Here is a 17,176-nt window from a genome sequence, read left to right on the forward strand (position 1 = left end):
ACCCGGAAAATCCGCACGAGGACTTGAACTCTCGAACTCAAATGCTGAACTGGAATAGGCCATCAGCATGCGGCGTTAACGCCATCAGATCGTCCTCAATAAGGCAGGAAGGAAATATCGGAACCATGCTACGCAACAGCCGAAGTGTGCAGCCGCAGGCTCCGCACCAGCTGTGATGGATCTGGGTAGCCATTGAGCCAATCACGGCCGATGAAAGCAGCGGTCGATGCTTCGAGAGCCCCGTCAGAGGAATACTGCAACACGTCTGGCCTGGGCGGATGGGCCGTCGCTCCTGACGTTTTGCTGGACCGGCGGGAGGCCTTTGAGCTCTTCGGCATTTTCGACCAGCACCAGAACGCGTGGTGCATGATAATTCGCATCCCGCGGGAACCAGATAGGCGGCGGGGCTGGGATCCTCGTCTTCCTGGATTGCACGTCGGATGTTAGGCCCCTTCTTCTGCGATATAGATGGGCCAGATTGGGGCCCGTATGTCGCGTGCCAGACACATCACACGGACGGATGCCTCCTACACTTCATGACCGGCAATGTCACGCCGCCGGAATGGCTACGATTTCCTTGATATGTCCGTCCAGTGCCAGGGGCGGATCTAGCACAGCCAGTCACCGCCAACCTGCGACTCGCGGCGCGGCGAGCTGATGCGGCAAGGGCTCAGCCGCAATTCTGGTCGTCCCACTCATAGCCCTCAGGTGAAGCTACTCATGTGCTGCAGTCATCGCCACGAAGAGCCGAATTCGTCTGCAGGCGGCGCTTGGAAGGCAACGGCTGGCCAGCGTGCAAACGCACCCTCCGATCTGCACCTGCACCTTTGACGCGTCATAAGTTTACTGCCCCCAGGGGCCTAGCGCGCGCGGAGGAATGAAACTACCCACCAAGACTGATTGTTTTTGTGATCCAGCATGAGGCGTACCCCAGTCCGAATCATGAGTCGCCCGGCTTTCCGTCGGGCTGCCGAGGAGCTTCGCCGATGTACACGCCGCCCTCCTTCCAAGTTGTCGATATCACCGACGTTCATCGGACGATGCGCGAGGCACGCTCGGCGACACTGATCACCGCTACTCACGAAGGGCTTGTTGGAACGATGCTGCCCGTAGTACTCGACGAGAGCGAAGGCTCGATGGGCACGATTTACGCCCACGTGGCGCGTGCGAATCCGCAGTGGAAGCTGACACCGACTGGCGAGGCGATGGCCATTTTCGGTGGGGCGGAGGCCTATGTCAGCCCCTCCTGGTACGTGACCAAGCACGAGAGAGGCGAGGCCGTACCGACGTGGAACTATGTCGCTGTGCATGCCTACGGGCCCGTCGAATTCTTCGATGATGCCGCTCGGCTGCGAAAGGTGGTCACGCGACTGACCGATGTGCATGAGCGCTCGGGCAAAGACCGCTGGGCGGTGTCTGACGCCCCTGCCGATTTCATCAAAACGGAGCTTAAGGGGATTGTCGGTCTGCGATTGCAAATTACACGGTTCGATGGCACGCGGAAGATGAGCCAGAACCGCAACGCGGCAGATCGCGCCGGCGTCATCGAGGGGTTATCGAAGAGCGACCGTGACGAAGACCGTCGTGTGGCTCACCTCATTGCGAAAGGATGACGAACCCGAACGACGTATTGTGAACGACGCGGTACCACCTGCATTTCTCCATATCCTCGACTGCTCTCCTTCTGCACAGCGATGCGCCGGCGGCGGTCGGTTCCTGCTCGCGTCAGGTGCTTTTCACAGAGCACAGAAAACCATACACGACGCCATCGCTTGCGCGTCACCTATTGCGAGCGGCAGCAGCGGCGCGAGGCCCCGAGGCCAACTCCGGAGAAGAAGAGCGGTACACCGGTTGCAATCCGGGGCCCGCTTCGGGGCGCATGACAGGATGCTCTGCATTGAGATCGGATTCAAGGGAGCTGCGCCGGCTCCACGGTTATCAAAGCAACCGGTTCCTAAACCAGTTTAGCACGGAATCTTGCGATTGGCGCTAACTGATCAGCCACACTGAAACTCTGCACAGCCACAGGTGACGGTTGCATGCATTAAAGTAAATCATGTCGCCATCCCGACTCAAACAAAGATGCTTTGGAGGGCGATTGCCGTCATTCTCTCGAAAACTGCGTGTGCAGCTTTCGTCTTATTCCGCTTGACGCCCTGCAAGTCTCAAGAGACTTGCAGGAAGTCCTCAAAGCGTCTTGAATCCCACGTTACGGTCAGATTGCAGATCTTCTGACAATTCGCGACAATCTGCGCTCGCTCCAACAGTCCCCGATGGGCAGTAAGAAACGCGAATGTCTCAAATCCTCAAGGTCCCGCCGCTCGCTTCTGTCACGATGATCGGGGCTCCCGGAGCTCCCTGCTCGATATCGAACTCGAGCCTAAGACGTTGAAGAGACCTGTTCCGACCGATCCACGCCCTCCGGCGCAACCGGCATGCTGAACTGAAAGACGGCCCCGCGAGGATCATTGGCGCCCGCCCACATCCGGCCTCCGTGCGCCTCAATAATAGAATGGCAAATGGCCAGCCCCATGCCCATGCCTTCGGACTTGGTGGTGTAAAACGCCTCGAACACGCGGTCAGCGCTGTTCGGATCGAGTCCTGGACCCGTATCCCGAAAAGTGACCACTACGTTATTCGAGTCATCTGTCCGCGCACTGATCAGTAACTCGCGGTCACCTTCGTTGATCTCGCTCATGGCCTCGATGGCGTTCGTGATCAAATTGAGAATCACCTGCCGGACCTGGACGCGATCTGCCCGGACAAGCGGCAACGCCTCAGTCCGTCGCGTTTGCACCCATACGTCATTTTTCGCAAGTTCCGCGCGAACTAGGGCCAGCACCTCTAAGATCAATTCGTCAATTGCGAGAAGCTCCGTTTGCATAGGAGCCTTATTCATAAGAGCGCGGATCCGACGGATCACGTTCCCTGCACGCATACTGTCACGGACAATCAAACCGAAGGTCTGCCGAACTTCTTCCAGATTTGGCGGTTGAGCACCGAGCCAATTTAGCCCCGCCCCCGCATTACTGCTGATCGCGGCAATCGGCTGGTTGACCTCATGGGCGATTGAGGCGGCCAGCTGTCCCATTGTCGTGATCCGATTGGCGTGTGCCAGCCCCATCAGAGTCTCGCGATACCGTCGTTCGCTTTCACGGGCTTCCGCTTCCGCTCTCTTTCGCTCTGTCAGGTCGAGGACGAAGCCAACACCTTGGTCGTCTCGCGCATCGAATACGGCGAGGCCAATTAGCACCGGCACGCGGCTGCCATCCTTGCGGACATACTCTTTCTCGAATTGCTGGACAGCTCCGGTCCTTCTTGCTTCTGTTCCAGCATTCAGTGTGCGCTCGTGCCATTCTGGCGGTGTCAGGTTGAGACCGTTCACTCGCCCCGCGACGAGATCCTCTCGGTCGTATCCAACCATCGTGAGGAAGGTTTGATTTGCCTCGATGATCTCGCCTCCTTCGCGAATGATAAATATTCCGATGATGTTAGCGTCGAGTAAGCGCCGGATTTTCGACTCCCGTTGCTGCACTTCGCTGTACAACCGGCTGTTTTCCAGCGCTGTTGCAGCTTGCGAGGCAAGCATTTTCAGCACCGAGTTGCGGGCAGGCGAGAATATGCGCGCGGCGAGATTATTCTCCAGATAAAGTACGCCGATCAGCTTGCCCTGCGTGATCAGTGGCAGGCAAAGAATAGAACGCGCTTTGCGCTCGCGGATATACGGATCTTCCGCAAATGAAGGCTCGGCGGCAGCATCTTCGAGAATAACGTTTTCGCGGACACGTAGGACGAAATGCAGCACGGACTCGGGAAGCGCCATCGGAGTTACGGGCTGTTCATTCACCTTTACAAGCAGCGCATCCGCTACCGTTGCGGCTTCCGCCTCGATCCGTGGCTCGCCTCCATGCAGCAGAATTAACAAACCTCGTTCGGCGCCGGCCTGCTCAATGGCAGTCCGCATAAGCGTGTCGATTAGTTTTTGAAGAACAATCTCGCCGGAAATCGCCTGCGACACTTTTGTCACCGTCGCGAGATCAAGATGCTCAACCGGAGCTCCGATCCTCATTCCATTCACGGCAGGAGTGGTCTCCTCATGGCTGAGATGGGGATTCAGCTCGTCGAGCTGACGCACTTTGCCATCTGCTCCCCAACGAAGGTAGCCGCGCCGCGCGTCCTGCAGGTAAACCCGGGAGATTCTGTCAAAACCGCGCGCAGCATAAAAGCGCGCTGCAAGTTCGCAAGCGATTCCCTCGTGGTGGGCGAAACCGTTACGTGCTGCGGTCTGGATTGAGTGTTCATACAGTCGCATTGCGTCTGCATCGCGGTATTCCCGCCTTGCAATTTCAGCGCCGACCAAGGCAGCCCGATTCTCAAAATTTTCGGGGCAATTCGTCGCCCATATCTGCAGCTGTCTGTAATGGGCATCAATGATATCCCAATGTTGCTGTTGTTCGCTTTCGCCTGGCTTGTCGCAGTAACATGAGTGAGACAGCGCACCATAGAAGTGAAACTCCGCGATCAAGGGCTCTGTCGGCATAGTCCATAATTTGGGCTCCGCCTTGGAGCGAGCATCAACAGCCGAAGCATAATCGCCGGCTAGAAATCGCGCCTGAAGTTTGCGGATCCAGTAGACGGTTTCGCTAGGTGACAGCTCCGGACTCCGTGACAACGATCGCTCGACCTCTAGCTCGTCAAATTGTTGGTCATCCAAGCAACCGAATGAGCGCGTGAGGCCGCGCATGCTTCTAATGATTGCGAGCTGAGCGGCTACGGTATCAGCAGCAAACTGAACCTTTCTATTCCGTATCGTAGCAAAGCTTTTCTCTATCTCGTTCTGTACCTCTTTCAGGGGATCTCCGGCCATCATCATATTTGAGGTTAGATGAAGCAAGCTGTACGCCTCATAGATGACATCGCCGCTGCTGACCGCAGCTGCGAGCGCTCGCCGAATCAAAACTCGGCTACCTCTTAGGGGCTTCGTCCACGGGATCACGTTGCACCCGAAGGCCAAATAGACGGGAGCCCGAAAGCGGGAGAACTCACCGCGATCAACCAGGTCGCAAGCAAGACGACCAAATTTGTCAGCTGCTTGGTAGTCACCGAAGCGCCCGGCCAAGATTCGGCCTAGCCATGCGTAATGGGCGCAAGAAGCATCAGTGTTGCCGTATTCGAGGCTGATGGTGACAGCTCTGCAGATGACCAAAGCGGATAAATTGGCGTCCGTGAAACCTGCGGGCGGAAGAATGCGCGTCAAGACGGCAAGCGTGGCAAGCGTGGTCTGATCTGTCATTGCAGGCAAACTAGCAAGATCCTCGATTGCGTCGGGTAGCTGTGACCGCATCCGCTGATATTCGGCCAATGTTTCCTGGTCCGTCGGATGCTGCGACCACTCGATCCCGACGTCGTGAAGATATTCGAGCCCTGTGAGCACTGCCCGCCCGTGCTGACCGAGCGTCAAGTAAAGATCGACCCGCAAACATGCGACCGTTGCTCGCTGGGGCGCGTTCAAAGCGCGCTTCGACAGTACGGACAGGAGGCTCTCTGCAATGTCCAGCTGGCCTACCAAGAATTCGCATTCAGCCCGGCTTGTCTCCAGTGCGAACGCAAGTTCGTGGCGCCTTCGCCAAGAGTGCTCCGCGAGCAGCGCAGCACCGACGGTGAAATATGTGAGTGCCGAGGCGTAGGCCGCCGACGCCCTGGCACGCTGCCCTGCGACCAAATTCAACTCTGCGAGCTGCTCACGCTCCTGACCGGAGGCAATTAGTGCGACACCTCGATTGAGTTGGCTGACGATGTCGAAGATAGCCTCTTCGCGTTTGTGCGCAGGGACGTGTGCCGCCAGCATCCGACCGATCCGCAGATGGGCAGGAGCGCGCGAGGATTCCGGCACCAGCAAGTAGGCCGCCTCTTGAACGCGATCGTGGAGGAAGCGGTAGGCTGTTCCGTGGCGCGCGATCAGTTCCTGCCGGATCGCCGGCCACAGGGTCGCATGCACCTGCTCCTGCGAAATTTCGAGCACGATCGCAAGCTCCGCCGTCCCGGCGATGTTGCCGAAACAGGCCAGCTGTTGCAGCGCGTCCTGCGTTTCCTCGGGCAGGCGGATGAGCTTGCCGAGCATCAGATCTACGACGTTCTCGGTGTACGCTTTTGCGCGAATACGCTCGAGATCCCATCGCCAGCGCGCCGACTCGTGATCGAACGTCAACAGCTGCTCTTCGGCCAGTTCAGAAAGGAATTGAATGGCGAAGAACGGATTACCCATCGTCTTTTGATGCACCAACTTTGCAAGCGGGGCAGCGCGTTTTGGTCCGCAGCGAAGGGTATCCGCGACTAACTGCGCGACATCGTCTGCAGTGAGCGGCGAGAGCGTGATCTCCTCGAAATTTACGTCGGCTCTCCTGATAGAGTCGAGCTTGCGTTTGAGTGGATGGCCTGCATCAAGTTCGTTGCTGCGGTAAGCTCCAATGAGCAGCAGGTGCAGATCCGACTGGGTCAGGAGATCCTCGATCAAGTCGAGCGTTGCGGCATCATGCCACTGCAAATCGTCGAGGAAGAGCACCAAAGGATGGGTTCGCCGGGCGAACACGCCAATAAAGCGGCGAAGCACCAGCTGGAAACGAATTTGCGCTTGCCGGGCTGGAAGCTCAGCAACCGCGGGCTGCTCGCCAATGATCAGGCTCAGATCGGGGATCAATTCGACCATCAGTCGTCCATTCGCGCCGAGCGCCTCCCGGAGCGCTTGCCGCCAAGTGGCGAGTTCGCCCTCACTTTTGCTGAGAAGAGGACGGACAAGGCTCTGAAACGTCTGCACTAGCGTCACATAGGGAACGTCGCGTTTCAGTTGGTCGAATTTGCCTGACACCAACTGCCCGCGCGAGGGCACCAGTGCTTTGTGTAGCTCCTGGACGAGCGAAGACTTACCGACACCGGAGTAACCGGCGACGAGCACCAACCTCGGCGCGCCGCTCTTCACCGCGCGATCGAAAGAGGCAAGCAAAGCCTCGATCTGAAGGGCTCTGCCATAGAGCTTCTCGGGGATGAGCAACCGATCAGGTGTGTCGTTTGTGCCGAGCTCAAATGGGTCGATGCGACCGTGGTTGGCCCATGCTGCGAGACAGCGTTGCAGATCGTGCTCAAGGCCAGCGGCAGTCTGGTAGCGTTCCTCGGCGGTTTTCGCGAGGAGTTTCATCACAATCTGAGATATCGGCTCCGGGAGGTTTTGCGATTTCTCGACGGGCGGTATTGCTTTTCTTGCAATATGACAATGGATCCACTCCAAGGGATCTGAGCCCGTGAACGGCAGCGCGCCGGTCAGCATCTGGTAGAATGTCACGCCAAGTGAATAGAGATCACTGCGACAATCGACCGAGCGATTCATTCGTCCGGTCTGTTCGGGCGCCATGTAGGGCAGCGAGCCGGCGATGAAATCGGCAGGTTCGGGCGGCACGCGCTCGCGGGAAAGACGGGAAGCCAGACCAAACCCAGTGAGTCGCACCTGTTCGTCAGGACAATTGACCAGAATGTGAGCGGGTTTCAGGTCCTTGTGGACCAAGCCGTGCCGGTGAAGCTTGCCCACGGCCCTGGCGATACCAACAGCGAGGCGCAGGAAGCGCTTGGGCTCCATGCGGATCCCGAGTAAATTTAGTAGTGGCTCGCCGCATGGATCCTCCAGGACCAGCATAGTCCGACCAGCTTCCCGGATGAGTTCCAACGGCCGCACCGCCCATGCCTCGTCTAGCTCCTCCCTCAGCTCATACTCATGGGCGAGGCGGTCGAGCGTCGCTGGGTGTTCCGCGATGGGCCGCACGACAAGCACGACAGCCCTGCTGCCGTGGATTTGCCGGCGCCACGCACGGCAGAACGCGCGATCACCGTCCTCCCACAGGGGCTGGATGTCACTGTCGACATTTGAGCCGAACAGAGTTCGGATGAGGGGGTCCCGCGGCATTTGCCCGCCCGGTCAATAAAGACTGAGCCAAACCTGACACATATGGGGCGAGCTTGTGAAGGGACTTCGCCAAAACGGCGCGAGTACCGATCAAGGCCGCCAAAGAGTGGACCAAGGCACGCCAAGATGCGACTTACACACCCAACACGTCACAGCCCGATCGATCCAGCCGAATCCTGCGCGCCGGCCGAGCCTGCACAGCATCGGCGGCGGGCGCTCTCGCTGGCGCAGTGTGTGGGCGAAGGATTGTATTCGATAGAGCGGCTCGTGGCCCGTTACCCGATCACGGCCCAGGCCCGACGTGCAGCAGGGCCCAGATCGCTGCTACCGCTCAAGCAGACAATGACATGTGAAAGCTGATCGGTTTGCCCATGATCGGCACAACGCGAGGCCATTGGACGCCGGCTTCTGAGCGCTGCATCGGCCTGAGCGTCTGGGCCGCGATGCGCAACGCCATCCCATGAGCCAATTGCGAGATCTCCTGGCGCGGACTGAAGCCCCGAGCGCCACAACTTGCTTCGCACAACGTCGTCCGAGTATGTCTTTCGAGCAAGCGGCCATACCATTGACGCGCTCAGTCTTCAGCACCAAACTAACATGGCATTGGGCCGAGAAACTAACATGGCATTGGGCCGAGAAAAGTGTCTTCACAAGTTTCGAAGCCGTCCCGGTGCGCGCTGTCACGGCGTTAGCGTGCGCCCGGTCGTCCCGGTATTATCTGTGAAATGTTGATTATGCTGTCCCCGTGAAGCGAGCAGCGCGGCGACACTGAGATCGCCATACCGAGCTAAGGAAGCACAGAGTCTGTGTATCCGTGTATCCGACACGATATTGAAGGACCTCGCCGTACACAATTTTGCACTTGAGGAAGGCCGGCCCTTCGACAACGCCTCTCAGACGCTAGTCACGAGCCTGATTTATGATCGCAGCAGAGACTTAGCTCGAACGAGACGAATCCAATGATGCGGAGGCGCGTTTGGACATTGAATGATCAATAAACCACAACGCCTTATCGAGCGACTTGAGCCAAAGAGCTGAAGCAGCTTCTTGGTAAGCATGAGCCCCTCGAAATCGGATGCGCTAAGGCTCGGAGCGCTCGGTCCATTGCAGCAAATCGAACAGCTGGACCTTTCCGCCGCTTCGATGGCTACCCCCGCGGACATAAGCGCCGGCCGATATTGCTTTTTCGAGCTGAAACCGCACTGGCGCAGTATCAGCTCAGCCTGTGCCCCTCGAGACCTGCACCAAGCTGTCGATCTCCGGGCGGTCCCTAGATCTGAGGTCGATGCCGGCCGAGGAATACCGGACGGCAGGGCACGATGCCTCTTTGCGCTGACCGGCGGAAATGTCGCTTCCCTGGTTGACTATGGTGCGAACTGCTCTGAATGCGATCAGACGATCAGTGAGCTCGGCGATCGCCTCGCTGATATCTGGCATGTCGAACGACCCTTTCTCACAGAAGCCGGTCCCGAGAATTCGCCCACGCTTAACAGCACGGCCGCCAAAGAAGTTTGCTCCACAATCGGCCCGGAAGGGTGCTTCTAAGACCCGAGGAGAAGCAAGATGCTCGCTCGAGTCGCTGAACATAAACGCCGCAAGGGCGCTCAGGCTAGAAATCCCGGCGACACGAGCGGTGCTGTTTTCGAAATCGACGTTCACTCCTGGCTCCATTGTTGGAAGGCGCCATGCAGTCATCGACTCTGAACCACAGCATCAAGGGCAGATCTGCAAGCCACTGTGAGCGAAACCGCGCCCATAACTATTCTCTTCATTCCTGCTCCCATTGATGGAGCAACTGACCCGCGGCAAAGGCACCCCTGATGCTCACCGAGCGCCCGTATAGGTCCTCGCTGATCGGAATGCCGTTCGCTGCGGTTCGCAGGAGGGCGATTGCCGGCCGTGCGAAGCCGATAGATCCGAGAGAGTTCTCGCTGCTTGAACCGCTGTTCAAGCAAGGCGTAGGCTACCCCAAAACCGGTGAAGAGAATTGCAATTAAAATGAAGTACAGCGGAACGCCTTCTTTGCCAATTCGATAGATCTACGCCGGCATCGTACAACCTGACGCCACGAACGATTCAAGCCCTTTCCTGGCCGGCACGAAGTAGCAGGGAGTCACGACCTACTCTGCCTTGCTGAGCGAGCCTCAGTTTTGCCACGCTGGTTGCTTCATTGGAGGCAGCATCACCACGGATGTACTGGCGATGTGGGGCGAACCCGACGCACTTTCTTCTCGACGGAGTACGTCGGGTCGCCTGTAATGATCCTGCCTGGGCCGTAGGCCCCTAGCGGATCGATGAGCTACTGGCAGGTCTAACTGCAGCTTCAGGTTGACCGCTCGGGGCGCGTTTGTCGTTCCTATGTAGGTCAAAGAGCGAACCTTCAAGGTGCCCGGCACGGACCTATGATGTCGGCCAATTCTGGTGGAAGAATGATTCTTTCGCTGGATCAGCGGTTGTTTGGCTGGTGCAGGAGAGCAAATGCAACTGCCTTTTGGCGAACCGGTCCGCAGCTGGACACCGAATGGAGTGTGTCCCGCCTCTCCTTCAGATTACGCCGCCTCATGTTGGGATGCGAGCCTCGTGAAGGAAGCAACGACACGAACGCACGTGAGCGCCCCTGCAGCAGCTCGAATTCGAGCATCTTTCCTACAAACATGACGGAAAGGACTTGAATCGCACCTTGCGTCAGGTTGTACGAAGTCGGTGCAAGGTGCTTTCCCCAACCTCGCAAAGAGCAACTCACAGGCGCTCTGACGACGCAAAAAGAAGAGTTCGTGGGCTGATGCCGCTGCTACTCGTTTTAATGTCTATTTTCCTTAGTACGGGTGCGATAGTCTACGCCGCTTGCCGATCTCAACGCCGGCGGGATCGGCGCATGCACAGGCACAATCGCGCCAATTCGCTCAGCTCGCGCCCCCGCATTCAACTACCAAAGCGACGGGCATTCTGATCCTTCAGCCGCATAATGAGCCGTCCGCTGCAGCCTCACTCGCGAAGGCCAGGCGACACGCGCCGCCGCTAAAGCGAGCGCCTCAAGTTCTGGATTCGGTGCTTCTCGATCGGCTGCTGATCGATTTGATCGATGCCGCGGGGCCGATCCAACGCGACGGCGGACAGACGCGAAAGGCAGTTCTCGACCAGTCGGGCGGTTTTTGCTAGACTTTCCTGTAATGCGTCACGCTGGCGCGAATGGCTGACCAGTCACATACCTTGAAAATTTCAAAGATTTGCACTGCGCGAAAGTCCTCGAAAGCCTATGAGATCAATCAAAGGTCGTAGTGAGGCAACAAGTCTACTGTAAATCGTACAAGTGAGGCTCTTATCGTGACCAAGCGCTCTGAACCCCGGAAGGAAGCCCCAAATGTCGTCGGGCCTGAGGTGAGGCCGAGCGTCTTCGTCGTCGACGATGACCTCTCAATGCGCGAATCGCTGGTCAACCTATTTCGTTCGATCGGTCTAGATGTCGTTGCTTACGGATCGGCCCGGGAAATGCTCCAGAGCGAGCTCCCTGATGTTCCTAGCTGCCTTGTGCTTGACATCAGGCTGCCGGGATTGAGCGGCCTTGAGCTCCAGAATGAGTTAGCCAAACTGAAGATTCACATTCCCATCATTTTCATCACCGCTCATGGCGATATTCCGATGACCGTCAAAGCTATGAAGAGTGGAGCAATCGATTTTCTCAGCAAGCCGTTTCGCGATCAGGAACTACTCGATGGCGTAGTCGCAGCTATCGAACAGGATCGGAAGAGACGAGGTGTAGACAAGGTGGTCAGCAGGCTGCAGTCCTTGTTTGAGGCCCTAAGTCCACGAGAGCAGGATGTGTTGAAACTGGTCGCCGCCGGCCTATTGAACAAACAGGTAGCCGCGGAACTCGGGCTCGCCGAGATTACAGTCAAAATCTATCGCGGCCACGTGATGAAGAAGATGGGAGCTCGATCGCTAGCCGATTTGATCAGGATGGCTGAGAGGCTGGGAATTGGGACCGACCGTTTCAAGGTACAAACCTAAGTATGATTTTACAATTTCGTCGTACACGCGCACCCTTCTGCTGGCAGTCATGCTTCGGCCAGCGCCTTCGCCCAACTAAGAACAGGTCGTCTTGTCTAGGTATTCAACTGTTTCTGTTGTTGACGACGATCCTTCGATTCGTGCCGCACTGAACAACCTTTTGAAATCGCAGGGCCACATCGTTTATACGTTTGCATCGGCTGAGGAATTCTTGCGGTCGTCTCAATTGAACGACACGTCCTGTGTCATTGCAGACGTGCAGATGCCCATGATGAGCGGCTTTGAACTTTTGGAACAGATGCGAGCCCAGGGCCACACTGCACCATTCATCTTGATGACTGCCTTCGCAGATGATCGCACGCGAGCCCGCGCGTTGAGCGCGGGCGTAACCGGTTTTTTTGCCAAACCCTTTGCCGACCTGGAGTTGAGCGCCTGCCTCGATGCGGCGCTTCGCGAGCATCGGGGTGGAACGAACGCGTGAAAGATGGGGAGGCAGTCTGGACCAAGCCGCACCCGCGCGGCGCTTACGATGTCGATCAATGCGCGATTGCCCGTGCTTACCGCGTGCCAGTGGCGACCATCGCCTTTCTTGCCGCATTCCTGTCGTTGTTGTTGCACTTTCGGAATCTGGTTGAAGCACTTGCAACGTCGGGCTCCTGACAAGGCGCCTTTGGTATGATCGCGCAATCAGACGAGGCGAGGCCCTCATCGCTTTAACGAAGGAGCGCCCTACCTTCACTGCTAAGATCCTTGCTGAGCTTAGCGCGAAAGTGCCACGGCAGCGGCTTGCCGGCAGGACCTCGTTAGAACAAAGAATTCACCTGAGACTTGTGCGACCGCTCCAGATAGGTCGGGCACCGGAGTTTGTGGGAGAAGGATCCGACGATCGCGGCCAAAATCCCGCAGTCTGTCGAGACGATCGCTTCGGAATTCACAGAAACCGCAAAGACCGCATTTTGGATGTTGGGCTTTCGAAGGATCGAGTGGTGTACGCCAGACTCGCCAACTTGCGTTCGCTCCCAGCAACCGTTCGGCGGGCCGAAGCACCCGAAACCTACGCATCCGTTGCAAGGGCAACACAAATGCCACTGGTCGAAGCGATCTCAAGCCACGCCTTTGCTGCCGAATGCATCCACGCCGACCACTTTCCGGCGCCGGTCCCGGCCAAACGCAAGGCCAAAGCGGTGGCTCTGGACGCGCGATAAGCCCGCGCGCGGGGCCAGATCCGCGGCGGCCGTGTGCCTTCTACTCGCCGTGAGCGTGAGCATCCAACACACGCTTCCGGCTGGCGGGCCCCGCCGTCGCCGGGAGCGCATCGGCCCCTCTGGCCGCGATGAACTTTTTCGGCCCACATACTTCCCCGTTTCCAAGCTAACCGCGCAGTATGCGCAAATTGTTCGATCGCGCGCGGCTAAGCAAACCTGCCCGCGAAAGACGACTTAGCCGGGGGGCCGTCGCTGGGGACGAAACTACTAGACGTAGTAGCTTTGTTCCGCCTGGTTCTCAGGTAAGCCGTTGGAGCTGATTTTCAGACGCGCTACGCATAGCCCAAAGGACGCCGAGAGTGCGCCGGAACCGTGCGCTCATGGTCTGCCAATCCTGTACGATGTTGGCCGCGCGCTTGTTCGTCGGGCAGATTTTCTTGTCGAGGAGACCACCACATGGTTGGAGCACATGGGGTGCGCAAAATGAAGACAGTCGAAATGCTAGAGTCCAACGTGCGCTCGTACTCACGTTCCTTTCCTGCTGTCTTCAGCAGGGCGCGCGGCTCGATTATGTTCGCATCGGGTGGCCGAAAGGTCATTGACTTTCTGTCCGGCGCTGGAGCGCTAAACTATGGCCACAACAATCAGGAGATCAAAGCGGCAATCAGCGAGTATCTGGAGTCGGACGGGGTCGTCCACGGCTTGGACATGGCCACTCCAGCAAAGGTCGAATTCATGGAGACCTTTAGCTCTGTCATCCTTCGTGAACGGAATCTTTCCTACCGCTTTCAATTTACGGGGCCTACGGGAGCTAACGCTGTTGAAGCAGCTCTAAAGCTCTCGCGTAAGATCACAGGACGTCACAACGTCATTTCCTTCACGAATGGATATCACGGCCAAAGCTTGGGAGCCATAGCCGCGAGCGGTAACCGCTTTTACCGCAAAGCCAGCAGCATTCCCTTATCCGGCACAACGTTCATGCCCTATGATGGGTATCTTGGCTCCGCTCACAGTCCGGCGGATTACGTGCGAAAGGTATTAATAGACGAGAGCAGTGGCATTGATCTTCCAGCCGCCATTCTCGTCGAAACTGAACCGCCCCGGGTTTGCCGGAGGCTCCAACTCCTGAGAGGATGGAGCCATGACGAGCAAGACAACGAACAAGTTTTCACCCGAGGTCCGGACCCGAGCGGTTCGGATGGTTCTGGATCACGCCGGCGAGCACCCGTCGCGCTGGGCGGCAGTGACGTCAATCGCGGCCAAGATCGGCTGCACGCCGCAGACGCTGCATGACTGGGTCAAGAAGGCCGAGGTCGATAGCGGGCAGCGGACCGGCGTTCCGACCGATACGGCCGAGAAGCTGAAGGCGCTCGAACGGGAGAACCGCGAGCTTCGGCAGGCCAACGAGATCCTGCGCAAGGCAAGCGCCTATTTTGCGATGGCGGAGCTCGACCGCCGGTCCAAGCCATGATCGCCTTCATTGACGATCATCGTGGGGCGCATGGGGTCGAGCCGATCTGCAAGGTGTTGCCGATTGCCCCCTCGACCTACCACGCCCATGTCGCGAAGCGGCGCGATCCGGCCACGCGGTCGGCGCGCGCCAGGCTGGACGCCGCGCTGAAGATCGAGGTTCGGCGCGTCTTCGATCAAAACTTCTCCGTCTACGGCGTGCGCAAGGTCTGGCGGCAGCTCAAGCGCGAAGGCTTCGATGTTGCCCGTTGCACGGTGTCGCGACTGATGCGGGACATGGGTTTGCAAGGGGTCATCCGCGGCAAATCCGTCAAGACCACGATCAGCGACAAGGCCGCGCCATGCCCGATGGATCACGTCAATCGCCAGTTCAAGGCACCAAGGCCGAACGTCCTCTGGCTCTCCGACTTCACCTATGTCGCGACCTGGACCGGCTTCGTCTACGTCGCCTTTGTGATCGACGCCTATGCCCGCAGGATCGTGGGCTGGCGGGCCTCCCGCACGGCGCACGCAGGCTTCGTGCTCGATGCGCTGGAGCAGGCCCTGCACGATCGCCGACCGGTCCATCGCGGCGGGCTCGTGCATCATAGCGATAGGGGCAGCCAATACGTCTCTATCAAATACACCGAACGCCTGGCTGAAGCTGGCGTCGAGCCTTCTGTCGGCAGCGTCGGAGATTCCTATGACAACGCTCTCGCCGAAACCATCAACGGTCTCTACAAGGCCGAGGTGATCCATCGGCGCGGACCATGGCGCAGCTTCGAGGCCGTCGAGTTCGCGACGCTGGAATGGGTGGACTGGTTCAACAACCGGCGGCTCTTGGAGCCCATCGGCAACATCCCGCCGGCCGAAGCCGAGCAACGCTACTACGCCATGCTGGAACAACCGGCCATGGCGGCATAACTTAAACCAAATGGCCTCCGGCAAACCCGGGGCGGTTCAAAACGTGCAAGGAGAGGGAGGCATTAACGTCGCCGGTAAGGAATGGTTGCAGTCAATTCAGGCTTTGGCAAAAGAGGTCGGAGCTATTTTCATAGTTGACGATATCCAAATGGGCTGTGGCCGTACAGGCGAGTTCTTCAGTTTCGAGTTCGCTGCGTTGTCGCCAGACATTGTTGTAATGTCAAAATCGCTGAGTGGGTACGGTTTGCCACTATCGATGCTCTTGATCAAAGAAGCGATTGACGCATGGGAACCAGGCGAGCACACGGGGACGTTTCGAGGGAACAACCTTGCACTCGTTTCTGGCAAAGCGGCTTTGAATCTGTATTGGCGCAACCAGACGTTCTCGCAACAGGTCCGACGCTTGGGCGCATTTATGCGGCGCCGTCTCGATGCCATCGCGCACCAGCACGGAAACAAGTTTGCTGTTCGTGGACGGGGCATGGTATGCGGATTCGATTGCAAAACGACCGAAATTGCAGAGGCGACGTCACATAGAGCGTTTGAGAAGGGACTGATTATCGAGCGATGCGGACCGACCGATCAGGTTGTGAAGTTCTTGCCTGCACTTACGATCGACCAAGAAACGTTGGGACAAGGCCTAGACATATTTGAGGAGTCATTGACCGAAACGTTGAATTCAGCCCAAGCAAGCTAAACTTGTAGGCACACGAGAGAAACTGTTGCTAGCGACAGCATCGCCGCACAAGTCACTGGCGTGAGTCCTTGCTTGCCGCCGAAATGGTCAGGAGTTTTGAAGCCATGATCATCAAGGTGACGTCTGAAGGCCAACGCTATCTGAGATCCGCCGAGTCGGCTTATGCGCGGAGAACGCCTACTGCCCTCCTCGGTCCACAATACGTGAGTGCGAGCAGCACTTTTACCATAGAACCTCGCACTCGCGAGCGCCTCTGGTCGAGCTGGCTTATCTAAGTTTCCAGTCTGAGGTCTGCCGAAGGTGAGCTCCTTGCCGCGGAATGGAGTCGAATGGTGTAAGTATGGCTTCTTGTTCGCCGCGTGCCCAGCCGCACGGGTGCGGACTTTGTTAGGTCCGTAGATTGTGCAGCAGCGATCTAGCCTGAGCCGTTTACAGCATAGGTGCAGCAGCAATCACTCCGGCGGCCGGTTTTGCGACGAAAGCCGTCAAGGAACGCGCGGTGGGGATGTCCCGGGTTCTGTTGAATTTCTGAAGAGGTCGGCGTTGCCCTCGAGCCGGTAGGCTCGGCGTGCTGATTCCACAAAGGAGAGCAACGCCATGACGAGAGATATCACACCGGCTGGTTGGCCGGCTACCGGGCTGTGGACGAAGCGTTTGCGAAAGTGCGGGCGAGCTTCGATCGGTTCTGCCTTGCGGCAGGGATCGAGGCGCTCGGCACCACGCGCAATGTCAAACGCTGGCGGGATGCCGGAATGGCCTTGCGATGGGTCACGGCTGGCGATCGAGGTCAACAAGGGCGTCCGACGATTGAAGAAGCATAAGCAATTATCGGTTCTGCGTGCGGCCCTTCAAGCTCACCACGATCGCAGGACGATCAAGCCCGTTGCCCACGTCACGAGGGCCGCGTAGCATTCATTCCGGCAGCGTCGACCCGGTTCAATG

7 protein-coding genes, 2 pseudogenes and 1 other annotated feature are annotated in these 17,176 nt (G+C 58.0%); of the genes and pseudogenes, 7 read left to right on the forward strand and 2 right to left on the reverse strand.

The features are described from left to right. Positions 1–986 precede the first annotated feature (986 nt). Positions 987–1,613 carry an FMN-binding negative transcriptional regulator gene (locus IVB23_RS13050; RefSeq protein WP_247803822.1) on the forward strand — a complete coding sequence of 209 codons (627 nt, stop codon included), beginning with the start codon at positions 987–989 and terminating at the stop codon, positions 1,611–1,613. 767 nt (positions 1,614–2,380) lie between these two features. Here the strand turns inward: IVB23_RS13050 and IVB23_RS13055 are convergent. Both IVB23_RS13055 and IVB23_RS13060 read right to left on the reverse strand, forming a co-directional pair. After that, positions 2,381–7,951 (reverse strand): trifunctional serine/threonine-protein kinase/ATP-binding protein/sensor histidine kinase, encoded by a 5,571-nt coding sequence (locus tag IVB23_RS13055; RefSeq protein WP_247803823.1) that lies wholly within the window; start codon positions 7,949–7,951, stop codon positions 2,381–2,383. Positions 7,952–9,169: 1,218 nt separating this feature from the next. Further along, positions 9,170–9,610 carry a hypothetical protein gene (locus tag IVB23_RS13060; protein WP_247311275.1) on the reverse strand — a complete coding sequence of 147 codons (441 nt, stop codon included), beginning with the start codon at positions 9,608–9,610 and terminating at the stop codon, positions 9,170–9,172. Positions 9,611–11,275: 1,665 nt separating this feature from the next. Here IVB23_RS13060 and IVB23_RS13065 point away from each other — a divergent pair. The 6 genes and pseudogenes from IVB23_RS13065 to IVB23_RS13090 form a co-directional block, all read left to right on the forward strand. Further along, the gene (locus IVB23_RS13065) at positions 11,276–11,959 is read left to right on the forward strand and encodes a response regulator transcription factor (RefSeq protein WP_247311278.1); all 684 of its coding nucleotides are present in this window, start codon (positions 11,276–11,278) and stop codon (positions 11,957–11,959) included. A gap of 91 nt (positions 11,960–12,050) precedes the next feature. Beyond that, positions 12,051–12,440, forward strand: coding sequence for a response regulator (locus tag IVB23_RS13070; RefSeq protein ID WP_247311281.1), 390 nt, complete (start codon positions 12,051–12,053; stop codon positions 12,438–12,440). A gap of 1,207 nt (positions 12,441–13,647) precedes the next feature. Beyond that, positions 13,648–14,256 (forward strand): annotated as a pseudogene (locus tag IVB23_RS13075) (aminotransferase class III-fold pyridoxal phosphate-dependent enzyme); the annotation flags it as partial. A gap of 49 nt (positions 14,257–14,305) precedes the next feature. Further along, a protein-coding gene (locus IVB23_RS13080) for an IS3 family transposase (RefSeq protein WP_247800019.1) occupies positions 14,306–15,537 on the forward strand; the annotation gives its coding sequence in 2 pieces (ribosomal slippage) (positions 14,306–14,597 and positions 14,597–15,537; 1,233 coding nt in all). Further along, positions 14,590–14,706, forward strand: a sequence feature (AL1L pseudoknot). It overlaps the preceding gene by 117 nt. Positions 15,538–15,547: 10 nt before the next feature. Continuing rightward, the gene (locus IVB23_RS13085; RefSeq protein WP_247803824.1) at positions 15,548–16,234 is read left to right on the forward strand and encodes an aminotransferase class III-fold pyridoxal phosphate-dependent enzyme; all 687 of its coding nucleotides are present in this window, start codon (positions 15,548–15,550) and stop codon (positions 16,232–16,234) included. 719 nt (positions 16,235–16,953) lie between these two features. Then, positions 16,954–17,143: pseudogene (locus IVB23_RS13090) on the forward strand (IS256 family transposase); the annotation flags it as partial. Between the last annotated feature and the right edge of the window lie 33 nt (positions 17,144–17,176).

This window comes from Bradyrhizobium sp. 191 (assembly GCF_023100985.1).
GTDB lineage: Bacteria > Pseudomonadota > Alphaproteobacteria > Rhizobiales > Xanthobacteraceae > Bradyrhizobium > Bradyrhizobium diversitatis.

What these genes read in the sequence shown, in the direction of transcription:
- IVB23_RS13050 (WP_247803822.1), top strand. Translation starts at nt 987, where the DNA reads ATGTACACGCCGCCCTCCTTCCAAGTTGTCGATATCACCGACGTTCAT.
- IVB23_RS13055 (WP_247803823.1), bottom strand. Translation starts at nt 7,951, where the DNA reads ATGCCGCGGGACCCCCTCATCCGAACTCTGTTCGGCTCAAATGTCGAC.
- IVB23_RS13085 (WP_247803824.1), top strand. Translation starts at nt 15,548, where the DNA reads ATGGCCTCCGGCAAACCCGGGGCGGTTCAAAACGTGCAAGGAGAGGGA.